The 20,231-nt window shown below is 69.9% G+C and carries 13 protein-coding genes; 5 read left to right on the top strand and 8 right to left on the bottom strand.

Annotated elements, in window-relative coordinates:
- Nucleotide 1: 1 nt before the first annotated feature.
- The 8 genes from ligA to ACFYWX_RS15765 all read right to left on the bottom strand — a co-directional run bounded on the left by ligA (nucleotide 2) and on the right by ACFYWX_RS15765 (nucleotide 11,209).
- The gene (gene ligA, locus ACFYWX_RS15730; RefSeq protein ID WP_389424558.1) at nucleotides 2-2,101 is read right to left on the bottom strand and encodes an NAD-dependent DNA ligase LigA; all 2,100 of its coding nucleotides are present in this window, start codon (nucleotides 2,099-2,101) and stop codon (nucleotides 2-4) included.
- 114 nt (nucleotides 2,102-2,215) lie between these two features.
- A complete protein-coding gene (locus ACFYWX_RS15735) occupies nucleotides 2,216-3,274 on the bottom strand; it encodes a LacI family DNA-binding transcriptional regulator (RefSeq protein ID WP_389424559.1) in 1,059 nt (352 codons plus the stop codon).
- Between the two features lie 334 nt (nucleotides 3,275-3,608).
- Nucleotides 3,609-5,201, bottom strand: a complete 1,593-nt coding sequence (locus tag ACFYWX_RS15740) for a family 43 glycosylhydrolase (RefSeq protein ID WP_389424560.1) — start codon at nucleotides 5,199-5,201, stop codon at nucleotides 3,609-3,611.
- On the bottom strand, nucleotides 5,198-6,112 hold the full coding sequence (locus tag ACFYWX_RS15745; protein WP_389424561.1) for a carbohydrate ABC transporter permease: 915 nt from the start codon (nucleotides 6,110-6,112) through the stop codon (nucleotides 5,198-5,200). Before ACFYWX_RS15745 ends, ACFYWX_RS15740 begins: the two co-directional genes overlap by 4 nt.
- The gene (locus ACFYWX_RS15750; RefSeq protein WP_389424562.1) at nucleotides 6,112-6,996 is read right to left on the bottom strand and encodes a carbohydrate ABC transporter permease; all 885 of its coding nucleotides are present in this window, start codon (nucleotides 6,994-6,996) and stop codon (nucleotides 6,112-6,114) included. The genes ACFYWX_RS15745 and ACFYWX_RS15750 overlap by 1 nt, the downstream gene beginning before the upstream one ends.
- A 10-nt stretch (nucleotides 6,997-7,006) precedes the next feature.
- Nucleotides 7,007-8,341: an ABC transporter substrate-binding protein gene (locus ACFYWX_RS15755; protein ID WP_389424563.1), complete on the bottom strand. Its 1,335-nt coding sequence runs from the start codon at nucleotides 8,339-8,341 to the stop codon at nucleotides 7,007-7,009.
- Nucleotides 8,342-8,701: 360 nt separating this feature from the next.
- Nucleotides 8,702-9,790 carry a LacI family DNA-binding transcriptional regulator gene (locus tag ACFYWX_RS15760; protein WP_389424564.1) on the bottom strand — a complete coding sequence of 363 codons (1,089 nt, stop codon included), beginning with the start codon at nucleotides 9,788-9,790 and terminating at the stop codon, nucleotides 8,702-8,704.
- Nucleotides 9,791-10,195: 405 nt separating this feature from the next.
- Nucleotides 10,196-11,209, bottom strand: a complete 1,014-nt coding sequence (locus ACFYWX_RS15765; protein ID WP_389424565.1) for a hydroxyacid dehydrogenase — start codon at nucleotides 11,207-11,209, stop codon at nucleotides 10,196-10,198.
- Nucleotides 11,210-11,799: 590 nt separating this feature from the next.
- Between ACFYWX_RS15765 and ACFYWX_RS15770 the strand changes: the two genes are divergently transcribed.
- Genes ACFYWX_RS15770 through ACFYWX_RS15790 form a run of 5 tightly spaced genes read left to right on the top strand, consistent with a single transcriptional unit; the run spans nucleotide 11,800 to nucleotide 20,208 of the window.
- Entirely contained in the window at nucleotides 11,800-13,149 is a 1,350-nt protein-coding gene (locus ACFYWX_RS15770) for an extracellular solute-binding protein (protein ID WP_389424566.1), read from the top strand.
- Nucleotides 13,146-14,144: a carbohydrate ABC transporter permease gene (locus ACFYWX_RS15775; RefSeq protein ID WP_389424567.1), complete on the top strand. Its 999-nt coding sequence runs from the start codon at nucleotides 13,146-13,148 to the stop codon at nucleotides 14,142-14,144. The genes ACFYWX_RS15770 and ACFYWX_RS15775 overlap by 4 nt, the downstream gene beginning before the upstream one ends.
- Complete coding sequence (locus tag ACFYWX_RS15780; RefSeq protein ID WP_389424568.1) at nucleotides 14,141-15,013, top strand: carbohydrate ABC transporter permease; 873 nt, start codon at nucleotides 14,141-14,143, stop codon at nucleotides 15,011-15,013. Before ACFYWX_RS15775 ends, ACFYWX_RS15780 begins: the two co-directional genes overlap by 4 nt.
- 52 nt (nucleotides 15,014-15,065) lie before the next feature.
- Nucleotides 15,066-16,850 (top strand): glycosyl hydrolase family 28 protein, encoded by a 1,785-nt coding sequence (locus tag ACFYWX_RS15785; protein WP_389424569.1) that lies wholly within the window; start codon nucleotides 15,066-15,068, stop codon nucleotides 16,848-16,850.
- A gap of 28 nt (nucleotides 16,851-16,878) precedes the next feature.
- Nucleotides 16,879-20,208 carry a putative Ig domain-containing protein gene (locus ACFYWX_RS15790; protein ID WP_389424570.1) on the top strand — a complete coding sequence of 1,110 codons (3,330 nt, stop codon included), beginning with the start codon at nucleotides 16,879-16,881 and terminating at the stop codon, nucleotides 20,206-20,208.
- Nucleotides 20,209-20,231 lie beyond the last annotated feature (23 nt).

Below are 20,231 nucleotides of genomic sequence, written 5' to 3' on the forward strand. Positions count from 1 at the left end.
TTCAGTCCAAGAAATCGGCGACGAGGGTGGCGAATTCGTCGGGGGTGGACAGACGGACGCCGAGGGTTTCGGCCTTGGCGCGCTTGGAGCCGGCGCCTTCTCCGGCGACGACCAGGGTGGTCTTCTTGGAGACGCTGGAGGAGGAGCGGCCGCCGGCGCGTTCGATGAGCTCGTTCATCTGGTTGCGGCTGAGCTTCTCCAGGGGGCCGGTCATGGCGCCGGTGACCACCACGGTCATTCCGGCGAGCGGCCCGCCGACCGGTTCCGCGGTCGCCGTGGTGGCGTCGGTGTCGCCGTCCGTGGTGGCGGCGGGTGGGGTGGCGCCGGGCTCGGTCATGTTGACCCCTGCCGCGGCGAGTTTGTCGATGAGCGGGGCGAGTTCGGCGAGTTCGGCGACGATGGACGGAGCCTTCTCCGTGCCGATGCCGTCGACCCGCTGGATCGATTCGGCGTCGGCGGCGCGGAGGTTGTCCATGGTGGCGAAGTACCGGGCGATACGGCGGGACATGGAGCGGCCGGTGCCGCGCACGCCGAGCGCGCACAGCACCCGGGACAGCGGCTGGTCCTTGGCGGCGGCCAGCGCGGCGAGGAGGTTGTCCGTGCTGGTCTCGCCCATCCGCTCCAGGCCGAGGAGCTGGTCGCGGGTGAGGGTGAACAGGCCGGCGAGATCCGTGACGAGGCCGGCCTCGACGAGCTGGACGACGCGGGTGTGGCCGAGGCCTTCGATGTCGAGCTGGTCGCGGCCGGCGGCGTAGGAGAGGGAGGCGACGAGGTGGCAGTTGCGGCCGTTCTCGCAGCGCCAGCGCTGCTCGCTGGTGTCGATGCCGGATCCGCAGCGCGGGCACACCTCGGGGAAGGTGATCGGCTGTTCGTCGCCGGTGCGCAGGTGGGCGACGGGGGCTTCGACGCGGGGGATGACGTCGCCGGCCCGGTGCACCATGACGTGGTCGCCCAGGCGCAGGTCGCGGCGGGTGATGTCGGCCGGGTTGTGCAGGGTGGCGTAGGTGATGGTGGAGCCGTCGATCTCGACCGGCTCCAGGACGGCGCGGGGGGCGATGATGCCGGTGCGGCCCACGTTCCACTCCACCTCCAGCAGCCGGGTGATCTTCTCGACGGCCGGCAGCTTGTAGGCGATCGCCCAGCGCGGGGCCCGGGAACCCGATCCGGCGGCCCGCTGGTCGGCGGCCAGGTCGGCCTTGATGACGATGCCGTCGATCCCGAACGGCAGTGAGGCGCGCAGCGCGGCGATCTCGGCCACGCGGGCCAGGACCTCCTCGACGGTGGCGGCGGTGATGCCGGGCACGGCGGTGGAATCGGTGGTGTTCACGCCGAGCTCGGCGGCCCGCGCCATGAGGTCGCTGTGCGCGCTGTCGTCCAGCCGGGCGGCGAGCGCCGGCGCGGTGTCGGCCAGGGGGAGCAGGCCGTAGCCGAAGAACGTCATCGGCACGGTGTAGGCGCGCTCCCTGGCGCGCAGCGTGCCGGCCGCGGCGTTGCGGGGGTTTGCGAACGGCTGCCCGCCGTGCGCGGTGCGCACCTCGTTGGCGTGCTCGAACTGGGCTGTGGTCATCAGGACTTCGCCGCGCACCTCGACCGTGACCGGCTCGGCCAGCTGCGCCGGGAGGCCCTCGATGGTGCCGATCGCGTGCGAGACGTCCTCCCCGGCCGTCCCGTCGCCCCGCGTGATCAGCCGCGTCAGGCGGCCCTGGGTGTAGCGGGCCGCGATCGCCAGGCCGTCCAGCTTCGGCTCGACGCTGAACCGCTCCGCTTCGTGGCCGATGCGCCGGGCCAGCGAGGCGGTCCACGTGGTGAACTCCTCGGCGGAGAACACGTTGTCCAGGCTCAGCATCGCCACCGTGTGCGGGACGTCCCCCTCCACGGCTCCGCCGGCGACCTTCCCGGTCGGCGAGTCCGGCAGCACCTGCTCGGGATGCTCGGCCTCCCACACCGCGATGCCGCGCACCAGCCGGTCGTAGGCGTCGTCGTCCAGTACCGACGTGCCCCCCGAGTAGTAGGCGGCCGACGCCTTCACCGCGTCCTCGACCGCCTGCGCGTAGGCGGCGGCATCCACGATCACTGCAACAGATGTGGTCATGGACGTCATCCTGCCGGGCACCACTGACAATGCCGTCGCAGCGCCTCGTACGCAGCGCTCCATCCGTGGGAAGACCCGGCACGCGACGTCACGTTCCCCGAGCGGTCGGCCCCTCGACGCACCTCAAGAGCGCGTCCGCCCCCGCACGGGCGCAGTGCTCTCCCGTTCCACCAGGCGGGTCGACAGCTCCGTCCGGGTCCCCTCCGGTCGCTCCCCGTCCATCATCCGCACGAGCAGCCGCAGCGCCGTCGCCGCCATCTCGGCGAGAGGCTGGCGGACGGTGGTCAGGGCGGGGGCGGCCCAGCGGGACTCGGGGAGGTCGTCGAAGCCGACGACGCTGATGTCGTCGGGGACGCGCAGGCCACGCTCGGCCAGGGCCTCGTAGACGCCGAGGGCCATGCGGTCCGAGCAGACGAAGACGGCCGTGGGAGGCTCGGGCAGGTCGAGGAGTTCGCGCATCCGGTGCCGGGCGACGCTCTCGTCGAAACCGCCGTAGCGGACGTACTCGGGGCGGTGGGCGACCCCGGCCGAGGCGAGGGCCGAGCGGTAGCCGGCGATCCGGGCGCTGCTGCACATCTTGCGCCGCTGGCCGGCGACGACGGCGATGCGCTCGTGGCCGAGCGACAGCAGATGCTCGGTCGCCGTCACCCCGCCCTGCCAGTTCGCCGCGCCCACCGACACCACACCCGGCGGCGGTTCGAGCACCGGGTCGATCATCACGAACGGGATGCGGTGCTGGTCGAGCCAGGCGAACTGGGACTCCGTGAGCTCGGCCAGGTTGAACAGGACGCCGGCCGAGCCGCGCACGGTGAGCTTGTCCAGCCAGCCCCGCTGCGGGCGGGCGGCCCGGGTGCGGGAGAGGGCTGCCGAGACGACCACGTCCAGACCGGCGTCGTGTGCCGCCTCCTCCACCCCGTGCAGCACCGCGCCCGACCAGGAACTGTCCAGCGAGTGCACCACCAGGTCGACGAGCCGGGGCGGCCTGGCCGCGTCGAAGCGGGGTCTGCGGACGTAGCCGAGCCGGTCGAGCGCCTCCGTGACCCGACGGCGGGTCTCGGGTGCGACGTCCTCCCGGCCGTTGACCACCTTGGAGGCGGTCGGTACGGACACTCCCGCCTCGCGGGCCACGACCGCGAGCGTCGGCCCGGCCGTCGCCACGCTCGGACTCCCCGTACGGACCATCGGGAACCACCTCTCCGGCCCGCCCGAGGGCCAGCGAACGCCCGACCGGCACCGTGGGGGAAGCCGCTCGGGACACCGACGCGCAGAAAGCGCTTGCTATCCTATGTGCGCGTCAACGCGACGTGAAGACACCGGGAATGACGGGATCTTGCCGGTCACCACTCGGGATCTTGCCGGTCGCCCCTTACGGCACCGCGACACGGCACATATCCGGGCGATCGACCCGTCACGACCCCGGGCGACCGACGCGTTCCCGACCCCGGGCGACCGACGCGTTCCCGAACCCGGGCGATCGACAAGGCCCCAGGCCCCCACGGCCGATCGACCCCGTCGCTCACTCCGCCGCGCACTTCAGCCCGAAGTCCCTGAAATCCGCCGTGAACCCCGCCTCGACCAGATCCCACGCGTGGATCCCGGCCATCGCCCCCGTGAACCGCAGCCGCCCACCGTGGTCGTCGGACAGCCGGCTGAAGTCCAGTGCCGGACCGAGCAACGTCCGTACGCCCTCCCGCACGTACCAGAACTGCGCCTGCGCCCCCTCGACGGTCACGCCCAGCCTCACCGGCGCCCCCGCCGGCACCTCCGCGACGGCCACCCGTCGCGGGCCCTGCTCGTCGCGGTCCACCAGGCTGAGCACCGTACGCCCGCCGCCCCGCCACTGCTGCCCGCGCTGCTCCTCGCCCTCCGGCTCGGCCCAGGTCAGGTCCAGGGCGAGATACGCCTCGGCGTCGTAGCGCAGGACCAGGCCGGCACCGTGGGTGAAGGTCGACGGACGGGCCTGCACGGTGACCGCGGCCTCGGCCCGGTGCTCGGTGATGCGCTGGGCCAGCAGGCTGTACGCCCACCGCGACTCCGGACCGTGCCGCCCGCGCAGCCTGATCCAGCCGGGCCGGCTCAGGGCGTCGGCCCAGGAGGGATCGGGCGCGGCACGCAGGGTGCTCCAGGGCCACCCCAGCGGGTCGGGGGAGGCGAGGGGGCGGACGAGAGGCCGGGCCTGTGTCGGTACCTCGACCTCGACCGCCGGATGCCAACCCCCCTGCGCCAGCCGCGGCCACCCCTCCGCGTCCCACGTCACCGACTGGATCGCCGTCTCCCGGCCGAGCGTGCAGCGTGGGCCGTGCGGGGTGTCCAGCGGGCGGGCCGCGAGATGACCGAGCACCCACTCCCCGCCCGGCGTCTCGACCAGTTCCGCGTGCCCGGCCTTCTGCAACGGCAGCGAAGGATCGTCCCGTGAGGTGAGCAGGGGACGGTCGTCGAGCTCGTACGGGCCATGGATCGCGCGGCTGCGCGCGGTCAGCGCACCGTGCTCGAAACCGGTACCCCCCTCGGCCAGGACCAGCACGAACCAGCCGTCGCGGTGCAGCAGCTTCGGGCCCTCGACCAGCCGTTCGTGCTGCAGCAGCAGGTGTGTGTCGCCGACCCGGGCGAGGGTGTCGCGGTCCAGCTCGGTCAGGACGATCCCGGCGAAGCGCCGGCCGCCGGGGCGGTGGTCGTTCTGGAGGTTGAGCAGCCACAGCCGGCCGTCGTGGTGGAAGAGAGCCGGATCGAAGCCGTGGCTCGCGAGGCGGCGCGGGGAGGTCCAGGGCCCGGCCACCTCGGGGGCGGTGGAGACGTACGTGTCCACGTCGAAGTACGGCGTACCCACCGACCGTACGACGGAGTACACCACCCAGAACCGGTTCCCGTCCCAGCTCAGCGACGGCGCCCAGACGCCACCGGAGTCGGGGACGCCGGCCAGCGAGCCGCCGGGGGCCGCGCCGCGGACGTGACCGGCGTACTCCCAGTGCGCGAGGTCCCGGGAGCGGTGGATCGGGATGGTGGGGAACCACTCGAAGGAGCTGGTCGCCACGTAGTACCAGTCGCCGGCCCGGACCAGGGAGGGGTCCGGGGCGAAGCCGCGGATCACCGGGTTGCGCAGCACGGTCACTTGAGCGCCCCCAGCGTCACTCCGGAACGCCAGTAGCGGCGCATCGCGACCATCATGATCGCCATCGGCACGATGGACAGCAGCGCGCCGGTCAGGACCAGGCTCGTCAGGTCGACGCCCGACTCCAGACGCTTGCCGGACCAGTTGTACAGGCCCAGGTTGAGCGTCCAGTTCTCCTCGCCGCGCAGCACCGTGAGGGGGAGGAAGAAGGCGTTCCAGGTGTTGACGAAGGCCAGCAGGAACACCGTGGCACCGCCCGTCGTCATCATCCGCAGCACGATGCTGAAGAAGATCCGCAGCTCACCGGCGCCGTCCAGGCGGGCCGCCTCCAGGAGTTCGAAGGGGATCGTGGCCTCGGTGTACACCTTGGCCAGGTACACGCTGAACGGGTTGATCAGGCAGGGGATCAGCATCGCCCAGGGGGTGTCGACCATGCCGATCGCCGAGAACAGCAGGTACAGCGGGAGCGTGAGCAGGGCGATCGGGATCAGGAACGAGCCCACCACGCACGCGAACACCAGGTTGCGGCCCGGGAATTCGAAGCGCGCCAGGCCGTACCCCGTGGCGAGCGCGATCAGCGTGCCGCCGAGGGAGCCGACGCCCGCGTACAGCAGCGAGTTCGCCGTCCAGCGCAGGAAGATGCCGTCCTCGTAGGTGAACAGCTGGTGCAGGTTGTCCCACAGGTGCCAGCCGGAGAACCACAGCCCGTTGCTCTGGTAGAGGCCCGTGCGGTCCTTGGTCGCGGCGACGATCAGCCACCACACCGGGAACAGGCTGTAGGCGCTCGCCAGCACCAGCCCGACGAGCAGGAACCGCTGCCCGCCGCGCGAACGTGCGGCGGGATCCGGGGCGGTGAGGCGGCGCACTGTACGGTCCGGAACCTTCTCCGCGCGGTGTTCGGTGAGCGTCATCAGTCGGCCTCCCTCGAAGTCAGCCGGTAGAAGAGGAAGGAGGCCACGCCGAGGATCAGCGCGAGCAGCACCGACAGGGCCGCGGCGTAGTGGTAGTTGCCGGCGTTGAACGCCTGGTTGTAAATGATCATGATCGGGGTGAAGCTGTCGTTCACCGTCTGCGGGGTGACGTTCCTGAACAGCGCGGGCTCGTTGAAGATCTGCAGCATCTGGATGATGGAGAGCAGCCCGGTCAGCACGAGCGCCCCACGTACGAACGGCACCTTGATACTGCGCGCGATCCGGATCTCCGAGGCCCCGTCCAGCCGCGCCGCCTCGAACAGCTCACGCGGCACGGCCTGCAGAGCCGAGTAGATGATCACCATGTTGTAGCCGATGCCGTGCCAGGTCAGCAGGTTGCCGATGGACGACCAGACCATGGAGGGCGAGAAGAAGTTCCAGTGGAACCCGAGCACCTCACCCATCGGCGTCAGCGGACCGACGTCGGGGCTGTAGAGGTTGATCCACACGATCGCCGCCACGACGCCCGGGATCATGTACGGCACCAGCAGCAGGATCCGGAACCGGCCCGCGATCCGTGAGGTGACCGCGTCCAGGAGCAGCGCCAGCACCAGGCTGATGGACAGCATCACCGGGATCTGCACACAGGCGAACAGCACCACCCGCAGGATGGAGCTCAGGAACGCCGAGTCGGTCAGCCCCTGCTGGTAGTTGTCGAGGCCCGAGAACTTCTCCGTCGCGCCGCCGAGACCCAGCCCGGACTGCTGCGCGCGGAAGAGGGACTGGTAGACGGCGTAACCGATCGGGACCAGGTACAGGAAGACGAAGCCGAGCTGGAAGGGCACCGTGAACGCGGCACCCTTCCAGCGCAGGGAACGAATCATCTGTTCTGCCTCAGCCCTTGACGCTGATGCCGCGGGACTTCAGGTCCTTGACCGTCCACTCCTGCATGTGCGCGAGCAGGTCGGTCACCTTCTCCTCCTTGTTGATCACCTTCGCCCAGCCCGCCTGCATCTCCGTGAACATCGCGGTCCAGTCCGGCCCGAAGGTCCAGTCGGTGGTGACGGTGTTGAGGCTGTCCTTCACGACCTGCTGGGCGGGCTGGTAGTTGCTGCCGAGCAGCTTGTCGGAGATCGCCTCGGGCACGTAGGTGTCGCTGTCGGCCAACGCCGGCATCACCCCGTTGCCGGTGGTCGGGCTGGCCATCGTCTTCACCGCGCCCGAGTCCGTGGACATCCACAGCGCGGCCTGAGCGGCCTGCTGCTGGTGCTCGCACTGCTTGGTCACCAGCGTCACGCTGCCGGTCAGGTTGGTACCGGCCGGCGTCTTGGCCGCCTCACCGGCGTACGTCGGCCAGGGCGACAGCGCCCACTTCCCGAACGACTTGGTGAAGTTCTGCACCATGCCCGCCATCTGCCAGGTGGAGATCTGCCGGGTCGCGGTGCCGCCGTTGTCGTAGTTGCGCTGCACGGCCGCGTAGTCGGCGAAGGACAGCTTGGAGTTCAGGTCGTTGTCGATGATCTCCTGGATCACCTTGGCGGCCTTGAGGGTGCCCTCGTCCTGGAAGTCCACCTTCCAGGCGTTGCCGTCGATGGCGTACCAGTGCGCCCCCGCCTGCATGGCGAGCACCTCCAGCGTGCTGGGGTCCTCACCGGCGAAGTTGGTGATCTTCACGCCGTGCTTCTTCAGCTCCTTGCCCGCGGCGACGAAGTCGTCCCAGGTGGCAGGCGGCTTGATGCCGTACTTCTTGAAGATGTCGGTGCGGTAGATCGTGAAGTTGGGTGCCGAGCTGGTCGGAACCCCGTAGAGCTTGCCCTGCACCTGCGCGCCGGCCCAGGAACCGGCGTTGAACTTGTCCTTGCTGGGCTCCACGTACTTCGTGATGTCGGCGAGCGCGCCCTGCGAGACCCAGCTGGTCACGTACTCGGCGGTGTTCTGCACCAGGCACGGCGCGTTGTTCGCCTTGACCGCGTTCGTCAGCTGCTTCTGCATCGTCAGCTGGTCGGTCACCTTGGTGTACTTCAGCTGGATGTCCTTGTGGGAGGCGTTGAACGCCTTGACGACGGCCTCCTGGCCGTTGGCCCAGCCCCAGAAGGGGAGGGTGACCGGGCCCGAGGACTTCGAGGACGAGTCGTCCCCGGACCCACCGCAGGCGGAGAGCAGACCTGTGAGCGCAAGACCCGCGACAGCGGCGCGGGCGAACCTTCTCCGGGGGCTGAGGGAGTTCATCTGACCGTGATCCTTCGGAAGTAGGCGTCTCGGAAGAGGGACGGCGGCTCGGTACTGGCCAGGAACGGCGGCCGGAGAACATCGGCTCGCGGTTGCGGGGGGTTCGGCCAAGCGGAAGCTGTAGAAACCGGTTGCTGGGAAGGTAGGCCGTGAGGTCCGGCCATATCAAGAGGTGTGCGGGAAATTTGTTACGGCGGGTTGTCCGGCGGGCGGGCGCAGGCCGGCCCAGGATTGTTGCGGCGCAGATCGAATCAGCACAGGTCAAACCGCATGTCGACGGATCGCTGCGCGACGGTCAGGAACCCGTCGAAGGGCGCCCCACGCCTCGAAAAACTCTAGGAAACCGTTTACGAAACGAGATCAGCCACGCCGCGCGGGCGGACGCACGGAATCCCGTACGACGACATGGGTGCCCAGCACCAGATGCTCCCCGTCGCTGCCCTTGCGCCGCCCCGCCCCGGCCTCACGCCGGTCGGCCACGGCACGCAGCGCGACCCGCCCCATCTCCTCGTACGGGACGTGCACGGTGGTCAGTTGGGGGGTCAGCTGCGAGGACAGGGGGATGTCGTCGTACCCGGTGATGGACACGTCCTCCGGCACCCTCAACCCCGCCGCACGCAGCGCCTGCAGGGCACCCGCGGCCACCACGTCCGTGCCGGCCAGCACCGCCGTGAACCGCAGTCCCTCCCGCAGCGCCGACTCGACCGCCCGATACCCGTGCTCGTCGTCGTACGGCCCGTGCCGCACCGCCTCCGGATCGAACGGCACCCCGTACGTCTCGAAGGCCCGCTGCGCCCCCCGCAACCGCCCCTGGGCGGTGGTGAGTCCGGCGGGCCCCGGCAGCACCAGGATCTCCCGATGCCCGGCCGACAGCAGATGGCTGGCCATGGCATAGGCCCCGGACTCGTTGTCGTAGTCGATGGTCGTGGCGGGCACATCACCCTCCAACGGCGGCCTGCCCACCAGCACGAGATGCGAGCCCGCCGCGTCCAGGGAGCGGGCGAACCGCGCCATGCGCAGCTGGTACTCCTCGTAGTCGTAGGCACCGCCGAGCAGCACCACCGCGGCGACGCCCTGCTGGCGCATCATGTTGACCAGCGCCAACTCGCGCTCCGGGTCGTCGCCCGTCGTCCCCACCAGCGAGAGCCAGCCCCGCAGGGTGGCCGCGCCCTCGACTCCCTTGGCCACATGGGCGAAGGCCGCACCGGTGATGTTGTTGATGAGGATCGCCACCGTCGGAGTGCCGCCCCCCGCCAGCGAGCGGGCGTGCGCGTTCGTGACGTAGTCCAGGTCCCGGACCACCTTCATCACACGCCGGCGCAGCTCCTCGGAGACCGGATAGTTGCCCGACAGCACCCGCGACACACTCGCCACGGACACGCCCGCGCGCTCCGCCACGTCCCGGATGGTCGCCCGTCCGGCGTCCACGGGCGCCTTGCGCTGACTCACCGTTGCGGCTCCTTCACCGTCGTGGGCCGATCACCGGGAAGGCGGCCGGTGCGGCGCCTCTCGCCGGTGCGGAAACCGTATCCCATGGTTCCTCCAGGTGGGGGTGGTGTGGAGGGCGGATGGTGAGGGGGAGTGCGGGGTGGTCTTTTCCGGCCGGTGGGTGACTGAGGGCGGCGGGTGGCTCAAGGGGTGTGGGGGCGGGGCGCCATTCCGGCGGGCGGGAGTGTCTGAGGGACAGGCGGACGGTGAGAGCCGTACAAGGGCACGTGTCCCCACGCCCCGGCCGGGAGTGAGCCGAAGGGGTGCGCCGGTGTCGAGACCACGACCACGCGCAGGCCCGAAGGGTTGAGCACGGTCGTGGTCTCGACACCGGCACAAAGCGCCCCGTAGGCGAACGATCCATGATCACGCAACTCGAGCAAGGTCGGCATGGCGCACCTCATGAGCAAGCGCCGCCCCCGCCGCCAGCCGCTCCAGCTCCTCCACCACGATCTGCCCCAACCGCTCCAGCTCGTTCCCCAGTGACCCCGCGATGTGGGGCGTCAGGAACACGTTCGGCAGGGTGTACAGCGGCGAGTCCGCCGGCAGCGGCTCGGGCTCGGTCACGTCCAGTACGGCGTGCAGGCGTCCGGAGACGAGTTCCTCGGTCAGCGCCTCGTGGTCGATCAGGGCTCCCCTGGACGTGTTGATGAGCACGCCCCCGTCCCGAATCAGACCGAGCCGCTCCCGGTCCAGCATGTGATGGGTCTCGGGAATGTCGGGAGCATGCAGGCTGACGATGTCGCTGCGCCCCAGCAACTCCTCCAGCGACACCGGTTCGGCGCCGAGCGCCGCGGCCTCGGCGGGGTCGACGTAGGGGTCGTAGAGCAGGACCTGGAAGTCGTACGGCCGCAGTAGTTCGAGGAGGCGGCGGCCGACGCGCGAGGCGCCGATCACGCCGATCCGGCGGCCGACGTTGCCGATGGCGGCGGTCTCGGCCTGGGTCGGCTGGGCGTGGGTGGCGCGGAAGCGCTCGCGGTGGGTGAAGGCGTCCTTGCCGGCCAGCAGGATCATCGCGAGCGTGTATTCGGCGACCGGCAGGGCGTTGCCCGTGACCGCGCTGGAGACGGTGGTCCCGTGCTTCCACAGGGCCTCGCCGACCAGGGAGCGGACGGAGCCCGCGGCGTGCAGGACCGCGCGCAGCCGGGGTGTGGCGGCCAGGGTGTCCGCGTCGAGGTGGGGGCAGCCCCAGCCGGTGATCAGGATCTCGGCGTCGGCCAGCACGTGGGCGGTGGCGGGGTCGCTGAAGTCCCGTACGACGAGCGCGGGGTCGATGCGGGCCGTCCGCTGGAGCCGGGCCAACAGGGGCGCCGGGAAGAGCAGCGGGAGGTGCACCGGATCCATGGCGAACACGGCCCTGGGCAACTGGGCGCTGGGCATGACTCTCCTGAGGGGGGCTGGGAAACGTTTTCTGAAAGCGTCTTCTACCGTAGATCTGTCCCCGAGGCAGGGTCAATCACCGGAACGGGCCACTGTCCCGGGAAATTTTTCGACCGAGGTCGGGAGCAAACACCCACGTCACAGCGGGGTTTGGCGGGTGGAAGGGTGCCGCCCGCCGCATCTGCGCCCGGATCAGGGCGCCGTAACGCGTTTCCGAGAAGCAATTCCTCGGCAGGCCGGCAGGGTGTACCGCGGTCGCGGTCACAACCGGTTGCCGTCCCGTTCGTGGCGACCGTGGCAGGTTGCCCGAGCATGCCGACCGCTCGTCCCGTGCGTCGACGGCGATGACGACGCGCGCCGGAGCAGCTGAATAACCCCAGCTCAGTGGCCATCCGCTGGATCTCGTCGCGCCCTCCCGCCCCGCGATCCACCCGCCCGCGCCCCCTGTGCAGAGTTTTCGAAAGTCTGCGAAGACCCTTGACGTGCCCCCTCGACAGCAAGAAGCTCTGCCCACTCGGTCGTAGCAACCGGTTGCTACTTGTTACTGCGGCCGATCGAGCCGCATTCCCCGAACAGAACGTGAGGCCTCCATGCGCTCCTACGCCGGTGCTCCTCCCAGTCGCCGCCGATTCCTCGCCCTGTCGGCCGGCGGCGCAGTGGCCGGTGCGGCGGCGCTCAGCGGGTGCGCGATGCAGGTGTCCACCGGGGTCAGTGGCCCGGGCGACACCGTCACCGTGATGGTCAACTCCGGGGACATCCTCCCGGAGCAGATCCAGCAGGCCAGGAAAGACCTCGGCATCAAGATCGTCCTGGTGAAGTACGACATCACCAAGCTGATCGCGATGCTCACCAGCGGCAACCCGCCCGACCTGGTGCGCGGCGTCGGCGCCGTGGACCTGCCGTTCTTCGCCGCGCGGGACGTGGCCGAGGAGCTGGACCCCTACTTCGCCCGGAGCAGCGTCCTCAAGCTGGACGATCTGGACCCCGTCAACGACCTGTGGCGGTATGACGGCCGCACCCAGGGCAAGGGCGCGCGCTACGGCATGGCGAAGGACTTCTCCCAGGACTCCATGTACTGGTACAACACCGCGGCCTTCGACAAGGGCGGTGTCGACTATCCGCCGGAGACCGAACCGGCCACGTACGAGGAGTGGCTGGAGCGGGCCAAGCGTCTCGTGCAGCGCAAGAAGGGCCAGATCACTGTCTTCGGCGGCAGCTACGGCGGACTGACCCGGTCCACGCTCCTGACGACCATGACGGCGTCCGCCGGCGGCAGTCTCTTCAGCGACGACTTCTCCCGGGTCGACTTCACCACCCCCGAGGCCCGCAAGGCCCTGACCTGGTACATCGACTACTGCAAGACCAAGGTCGGGACGAGCCTCATTCAGCCGGACCCCAACGGCTGGGACGGACCCACCTACCAGGCCGGGCGACTGGCCATGTCGAACTCCGGCTACTGGCTGGGCGGCATGATCGGCACCGACAAGAAACTGGCGGAGGTGTCCCGGCTGGCACCCGCCCCCGTCTTCGCCGGCGGCCCCCGGATCAGCGCCTGCCAGGGCGGCACCGGCCTGTGGATGCCGAAGAAAGCGAAGAACAAGGACGCCGCGTGGCGGGTCTTCGAGTGGTTCTTCGGTGAGGAGCCGGCCAAGGCGCGTGCCTCCGGCGGCTGGGGCATCCCCACCCTGAAGTCGCTGCGGTCGCTGATGCCGGCCAAGGAGGACTACCAGAAACGGGTGCTGAAGGTACAGGAGAACGAGCTGAAGCACTTCTCGGTGGTCTCCTTCACCCCCTACACCAGGGCGGACGCGCTCGACGCCCTCTTCAACCAGATCGCCCCCGCCGCGATGAACGGCCAGATCTCCGTCGACACCCTCGCCGGGCGCCTGAACTCGGCCATCAACGAGCAGCTGAAGCGCGGTAAGGAGCAAGTGGGATGACGGTCGACCAGATCTCCTCCGTCGCGGACCGGCCCGGCGCCGCCGCGAGCACCTCACGCGCACCGGCCGCCGACAGGCCACGGACCTCCATGACCGCGCGCAGGCACCGGGCGTTCTACATGTTCACCTCGCCCTGGATCATCGGGTTCCTGCTGCTGACCATCACGCCGATGGTGTACGCGCTGTGGCTGAGCTTCACCACGTTCGACGGCATCTCGCCCAACTGGCGCTACGTCGGACTCGGCAACTACCGCGAGCTGCTGAACGATCCGGTCACCTGGGACGCGCTGGGCCGCGCGGGCCTGTTCGCGGTGACCTCGGTGCCGCTGTCGATCATCGCGGGGCTCGGTCTCGCCGTACTGGTCAACCGGCCGATCAAGGCGCGCGGCCTGTTCCGCACCCTGCTCTATCTGCCCGCCGTGGTGCCGCCGGTGGGCGCGGGCCTTGCCTTCAAGTTGCTCTTCGACCAGAACTCCGGTGCCGCCAACGGCGCTCTGACCTTCTTCGGCATCGACGCCGTGGGCTGGCTCGCCGACCCCTACGCCCGTTACGTGCTGCTGATGACGGTGCTCTGGGGCGCCGGAAACGTCATGATCATCTCGCTGGCCGGGCTCCAGGACGTACCCCGGGAACTCCACGAGGCGGCCCGTATCGACGGGGCGAGCGCCTGGCGCACCTTCCGCAGCATCACCGTGCCGCTGCTGTCGCCGGTCCTGCTCTTCCAGACGGTGACCGGCATGATCGCCTCGGTGCAGACCATCATGCCGCTGCTGCTGGCCCCGCTCGGCGACACGAGCGGCATCACCACGGTCCCGCAGTCCAACTACCTCTACATGATGCACGTGTTCGCGCAGTACTTCGCGCTCGGCCGTTACGGCTACGCCTCAGCGCTGCTGTGGGTGCTCTTCGTCCTGATCCTCGTCGTGACCGGACTCATCTTCAAGTTCACGTCCGGCGCGGTGTTCTACAACGTCGACCCGGAGGCGAAGAAGTGACCGCGACCACCCTGCCGCCCAAGTCATCGACGCCCGAGGTGCGCGTGCGGCTGCGCGCCAAGCGCCTCGTCCTCTACACGGTCCTCGTCTCCGTCACCGGGCTGTTCCTCGGCCCCTTCGGCTGGCTGATCCTCTCCGGCCTGAAGACCCAGGGCGAACTGGCCGCCTCGCCGGTGCACTGGCTGCCCGACGTCTTCCAGTGGCACAACTTCGCCGACGCCTTCGACCAGATCGACTTCCTCGGCTACGCCCGCAACTCCTTGGCCATCGCCCTCATCTACGCCACGCTCGTCACCCTCAGCTCCGCCTGGGTCGGCTTCGGTTTCGCCCGCCTCGACGCACCCGGCAAGAAGGTGCTGTTCGGCGTCCTCCTCGGCTCGATGATGCTCCCCCAGATGGTCACGCTGCTGCCGACCTACCTGATCTTCGCCAAGCTCGGCATGGTCGACACGTACTGGCCGTGGGTGCTGTGGGGCCTGTCCGCGGCGCCGTATCTCGTCTTCCTCTTCCGGCAGTTCTTCGCGGGCATGCCGCGCGAGCTGGAGGAGGCCGCGATCGTCGACGGCTGCGGATACGCGTCGGTCTTCTGGCGGATCTTCCTGCCGCAGTCCTGGCCCGTGCTGTCCGCGAGCTTCATCATCGCCTTCACCTGGACCTGGGGCGACTACATCGCCCCGCAGCTGCTGCTGTCCACCGACCGCACCACGCTCGCCGTCGCCGTGATGACCACCTACGTCAGCGAGGCCGGCACACCCGTCCCCGAGCTCCAGGCCGCGGCCTCCGTGATGTACGTCGTACCGATCCTGCTGATCTTCCTCGTCGCCCAGCGCGGCTTCGTCGCCGGGATGTCGACGTCCGGGCTCAAGTGACCTCCCCGTCCTCCCCGTATCTCTCATCTCTCTCTTGCCGAAGGAACGCTCCATGAACGACGCCCAGAGCACCGGACTGTCCCGGCGCACCCTTCTCCAGGCCGCCGGTGCCACCGCCGCGGCGTACTCACTGATCGGCGCGACGGCCGGTACCGCGAGAGCCGCCGGCACGTCCGGAGCGCCCGACAAGCTGGTGGTGTACCCCATCCCGAGCGGGGTCCCGACCAACTCGAGCTACTCCGTCAAGGCCCGCACGGCGGGCGGCGAATGGCAGACGGTGCCCGTCTACCGCGCCCGGGCGAAGATGATCGACGCGAACACGGGCAGCGGTCCGGTCTTCAACTCCTCCGTCGCCATGTTCGACTTCGACGGCACCGTGGAGGTCGCCGTCACCTCGGCCAAGGGCGCCATCGGCACCGCGCGGATCCGCCCCCTGTCGTACGACGTCGACTTCACGGTGGACGGCGCGACGGTGAGCTTCACCCTCACCGAGCCGCGCAACCTCTCCATCGAGGTCGACGGCGACATCTTCAACAACCTCCAGCTGCACGCCAACCCGATCGAGTCGCACGTACCGGACCCCGATGACGAGGACGTCATCTACTTCGGCCCGGGCCTGCACAAGACCACCGACGGCGTGGTGAAGGTGCCCAGCGGCAAGACGGTCTACCTGGCCGGTGGCGCGGTGCTCACGTCCCGGGTGGAGTTCCACGAGGTGGAGAACGCCCGGCTGCGCGGCCGCGGCGTGATCTACAACTCGGCGAACGGTGTCCTTGTCGAGTACTCCGAGAACATCGAGATCGACGGCGTCACGGTGCTCAACCCGAGCAGCGGCTACGCGGCCACCATCGGCCAGTCCAAGCAGGTCACCATCCGCAACTTCCACTCCTACAGCCACGGCCAGTGGGGCGATGGCATCGACGTCTTCTCCAGCGAGGACGTCCTCATCGACAACGTCTGGATGCGCAACGCCGACGACTGCATCGCGATCTACGCCCACCGCTGGGACTACTACGGCGACTGTCGCAACATCACCGTCCGCAACTCCACCCTCTGGGCAGACGTCGCGCACCCGATCAACGTCGGCACGCACGGCAACACCGACAAGCCGGAGACCATCGAGAACCTCGTCTTCAGCAACATCGACATCCTCGACCACCGCGAACCGCAGATGAACTACCAGGGCTGCATCGCGCTCAACCCGGGCGACAGCAACCTGGTGCGCAACGTCCGCGCCCAGGACATCCGGGTGGACGACTTCCGCTGGGGTCAGCTGATCAACATGCGGGTCATGTTCAACAAGAGCTACAACACCTCTGTCGGACGAGGCATCGACGGGGTCTTCATCCGGAACCTGACGTACACCGGCACCCACGCCAATCCGTCGATCATGGTCGGCTACGACGCGGACCACGCCATCAACAACGTCACGTTCCAGAACCTCGTCATCAACGGCAAGTTCATCGGCAACGGGATGAAGAAGCCCGGCTGGTACACGTTCACCGACATGATGCCGGCGTACGCCAACGAGCACGTGCTGAACACCCGGTGGCTGAACTCCACGGAGGCCACCTCCAGCGACGCGCCCGAGCTCACCAGCCCGGACACGGCCACGGCCACCAAGAACCAGATCTTCAACCACCTGATCACGGCCAGCGGGCTGCCGACCTCGTTCAACGCCGACGGCCTGCCGAAGGGGCTGGCGATCGACACCGCCACCGGTCTGATCTCCGGGACCGCCAGGGACAACGTCGGCACCTTCACGGTCGCCGTCTCGGCCACCAACAGCGTGGGCACCGCGACGAAGAACGTCACGCTCACCATCGCGCACGCGTGACGCGGCACCACTGAACCAGGAGACACCCGTGCATTCCCTCAGCCGACGGTCGTTCCTCGGCGCGGCGGGGCTCACGGCCGTGGCCGCGGGCGGACTGCTGTCCGCCTCCGCCACGGCCGCGTGGGCCCAGACGGCCGCCGAAGCGGCGTTCTCGTTCAGACACCCCGGTCTTCTCCACTCCCAGGAGGACCTGGACCGGATGAAGGCCGCGGTCGCCGCGCAGGAGTCCCCGGTCTACGACGGCTACCTCACGTTCGCCGCCCACGCCCGGTCGAAGCCCACGTACGCGATCCAGAACACCGGCCAGATCACCTCCTGGGGCCGCGGCCCCACCAACTTCCAGAACCAGGCGGTCGCCGACTCGGCCGCCGCCTACCAGAACGCGCTGATGTGGTGTGTCACCGGCAACCGCGCCAACGCGGACAAGGCGCGGGACATCCTCAACGTCTGGTCGAGGTCGCTCACCGCGATCACCGGGGCCGACGGTCCGCTCGGCGCCGGGCTCCAGGCGTTCAAGTTCGTCAACGCGGCCGAGCTGCTGCGGCACAGCGGCTACGACGGATGGGCGGACTCCGACATCGCCCGCTGCGAGCGCTCCTTCCTGGACGTCTGGTATCCGGCGGTGTCCGGCTACATGCTCTACGCCAACGGCAACTGGGACCTGACGTCCGTCCAGTCGATCCTCGCCATCGGCGTGTTCTGCGAGGAGCCCACGCTCTTCGAGGACGCCCTGCGGTTCGCCGCCGCCGGCGCGGGCAACGGCAGCGTCCGCAACCGCGTCGTCACCGACGCAGGCCAGGGCCAGGAGAGCGGCCGCGACCAGGGCCACGAGCAGCTCGCCGTCGGCCTGATGGGCGACGCCGCGCAGGTCGCCTGGAACCAGGGCGTCGACCTGTGGGGCTTCGACGACAACCGCATCCTCGCGAACGCCGAGTACGCCGCCCGCTACAACCTCGGCGGCGACGTCCCCTTCACCCCCGACCTCGACCGCACCGGCAAGTACATCAAGAAGACCGTCTCCGCCACCGGACGCGGCAACCTGCCCCCGATCTACGAGATGTACTACGCCCACTACGCCGGCGTCCGCGGCCGGGACACCCCGTACACGAAGGCCGCCGTCTTCCGCGGCACAGGCGGCGCCCGGGTCGTCGAGGGCAGCAACGATGACCTGCCGAGCTTCGGCACCTTCGCCTACGCCGGCGCGAAGGCGTCCGCACCGACCGTGCCCGCGACTCCGGCAGGCGTCACGGCGGTCGGGGAGGACAGGGCCGTCACCGTCGGCTGGCTGCCGTCCGCCTGGGCGAGCGCGTACACCGTCCAGCGGGCCACCGGCCCCGACGGGCCGTACGAGGAGATCGCCTCCGGTATCGACAAGCCCACGTACACCGACACCGGCGCACGCACGGGACGGACCTACTACTACCAGGTCGCCGCCTCCAACTCCCAGGGAGCAAGTGCCAGTTCGGGATGGGTGGCGGCCACTGCCGGCCTGCCCGAGCCGTGGGCGACCCGGGACGTCGGTGACGTGGGGCGTGCCGGTTCCACCCACTTCGACGGTGAGCGGTTCGTGCTGGAGGCGGGCGGCACCGCGGACTCGTACCGCGTGGTGCATCTGCCGCTTCCCGGCGACGGTTCGGTCACCGCGCGCGTCGTGTTCCCGCTCAGCTCCCAGTACTCCAGGATCGGGGTCACCCTCCGCGGCTCCCTCGACGCGGACGCCGCGCACGCGTCGATGCTGATCCAGGGGCTGCCGCTGCACACGTGGAGCGGTGTGTGGGCCGTACGCCCGAAGGCCGGGGCATCCGTCTCCGGCACGGGCAGCACCCCCGTGCCGCCCAGCCAGCAGGCGGCCATCACCACCAGCGCGTCCTTCCCGATCTCCAGCCTGGGGGAGCTGCCCGAGTCGGCGACCCCGTTGGAGGCCCCGTACGTCGAAGGCGCGGGCGACGGCTACCGGCTGCGCATGCCGTACTGGGTGCGCGTCACCCGCAAGGGCCGGCGCTGCACCGGGGCCATCTCCCCGGACGGCGTCCGCTGGACCGAGGTCGGCTCCACCGAGGTCGACCTCGGCCGCACCGCGTACGCCGGACTCTCCCTCAGCTCCTGCCTGGGCGTCGACCAGGAGTACGCCGAGACCGGCACCGGCGCCTTCGACAGCGTCACCGTGACGTCGTCGGCCAGGGGCGAGGTGTGGGGCACCCCGTGCCCCGGACGTGCCGCCACCGACCTGCGGGCGACCACCGGCGCGGACGCGGTGGAGCTGGCCTGGACCGACCCGGACCTCTCGGCCCGGTACAAGGTGCTGCGGGCCACCGACGCGGACGGCCGGTACGAGACGATCGCGACCGGCGTCGGACCGGTCGGGTTCGGCACCCGCATCCAGTACGCGGACGCGACGGGGACGCCCGGCACGACGTACCACTACGCCGTAGCCAAGTCCAACGGCGGCGCGCGCGGCCCCCTGTCGAAGTCCGCCGCCGCGCCGATGCCGACCCCGTCGCTGCCGGAACTCACCTCCGCGACCACCGCGTTCGCGAACAGGGGGGTCCCCTTCCGGCACGTGCTGCGGGCCTCGCACGAGCCCGTGCGGTTCACCGCCGACGGACTGCCCGACGGCCTGCGCCTCGACAAGCGCACCGGTGTCGTCTGCGGAACACCCACCGAGACGGGCGAGTTCACCGTCACCACCACCGCGGGCAACGCCGCCGGTGACGGCACCGGCACGCTGAAGCTCACCGTCGGCACACCCCCGCCCGACCCGTGGACGTACGGCGACCTCGGCGACGTGGTCCTCGACGACCGGCCCTTCGGGACGTTCGGCGTGGTCGCGATCATGACTCCCGGCAGCACGGCGTACGAGGACGGGACCCTCGTCGTCCGCGGTGCCGGAGTCGACCTGAACGTCAACGGCCAGGGCATGACAGGGCAGTTCGTACGACAGCCGGTCACCGGTGACTGCGAGATCACCACCCGGCTCGTCTCCCGCGACGGGGCGAGCGGCGACCGGGTCGGGCTGCTCATGGCCAAGTCCCTGTCACCGTTCGACCAGGCCGCCGGAGCCGTCGTCACCGGCGGCACCACCGCGCAGCTCATGCTGCGCAAGACCGTGGCCGGCGCCTCCGCCTTCTCCGGCGGCGGCACGGTCACCCAGCCCACCCTGCTGCGGCTGAAGCGCACCGGCACCACCTTCACCGCGTCCTTCTCCACCGATGACGGCGTCAGCTGGACCCCCCTCGCCGCGGGAGACATCCCCGGCTTCGGCGACGCCCCCTACTACGTGGGCCTCGTGGTCTGCTCCCGCAGCCCCCTGGTCCGCAGCACCACGCGATTCAGCGAGGTGAGCATCACCCCCATGTAGACCCATCTGATGGGAGCCGCACT

This window comes from Streptomyces sp. NPDC002888 (assembly GCF_042888465.1).
Taxonomy (GTDB): Bacteria; Actinomycetota; Actinomycetes; order Streptomycetales; family Streptomycetaceae; genus Streptomyces.

Excerpts from the sequence above, each read along its gene's own strand:
- ACFYWX_RS15745 (WP_389424561.1), bottom strand. The coding sequence starts at position 6,112 with ATGACGCTCACCGAACACCGCGCGGAGAAGGTTCCGGACCGTACAGTG.
- ACFYWX_RS15770 (WP_389424566.1), top strand. The coding sequence starts at position 11,800 with ATGCGCTCCTACGCCGGTGCTCCTCCCAGTCGCCGCCGATTCCTCGCC.
- ACFYWX_RS15735 (WP_389424559.1), bottom strand. The coding sequence starts at position 3,274 with ATGGTCCGTACGGGGAGTCCGAGCGTGGCGACGGCCGGGCCGACGCTC.
- ACFYWX_RS15750 (WP_389424562.1), bottom strand. The coding sequence starts at position 6,996 with ATGATTCGTTCCCTGCGCTGGAAGGGTGCCGCGTTCACGGTGCCCTTC.
- ACFYWX_RS15755 (WP_389424563.1), bottom strand. The coding sequence starts at position 8,341 with ATGAACTCCCTCAGCCCCCGGAGAAGGTTCGCCCGCGCCGCTGTCGCG.
- ACFYWX_RS15765 (WP_389424565.1), bottom strand. The coding sequence starts at position 11,209 with ATGCCCAGCGCCCAGTTGCCCAGGGCCGTGTTCGCCATGGATCCGGTG.
- ACFYWX_RS15785 (WP_389424569.1), top strand. The coding sequence starts at position 15,066 with ATGAACGACGCCCAGAGCACCGGACTGTCCCGGCGCACCCTTCTCCAG.
- ligA (WP_389424558.1), bottom strand. The coding sequence starts at position 2,101 with ATGACGTCCATGACCACATCTGTTGCAGTGATCGTGGATGCCGCCGCC.
- ACFYWX_RS15775 (WP_389424567.1), top strand. The coding sequence starts at position 13,146 with ATGACGGTCGACCAGATCTCCTCCGTCGCGGACCGGCCCGGCGCCGCC.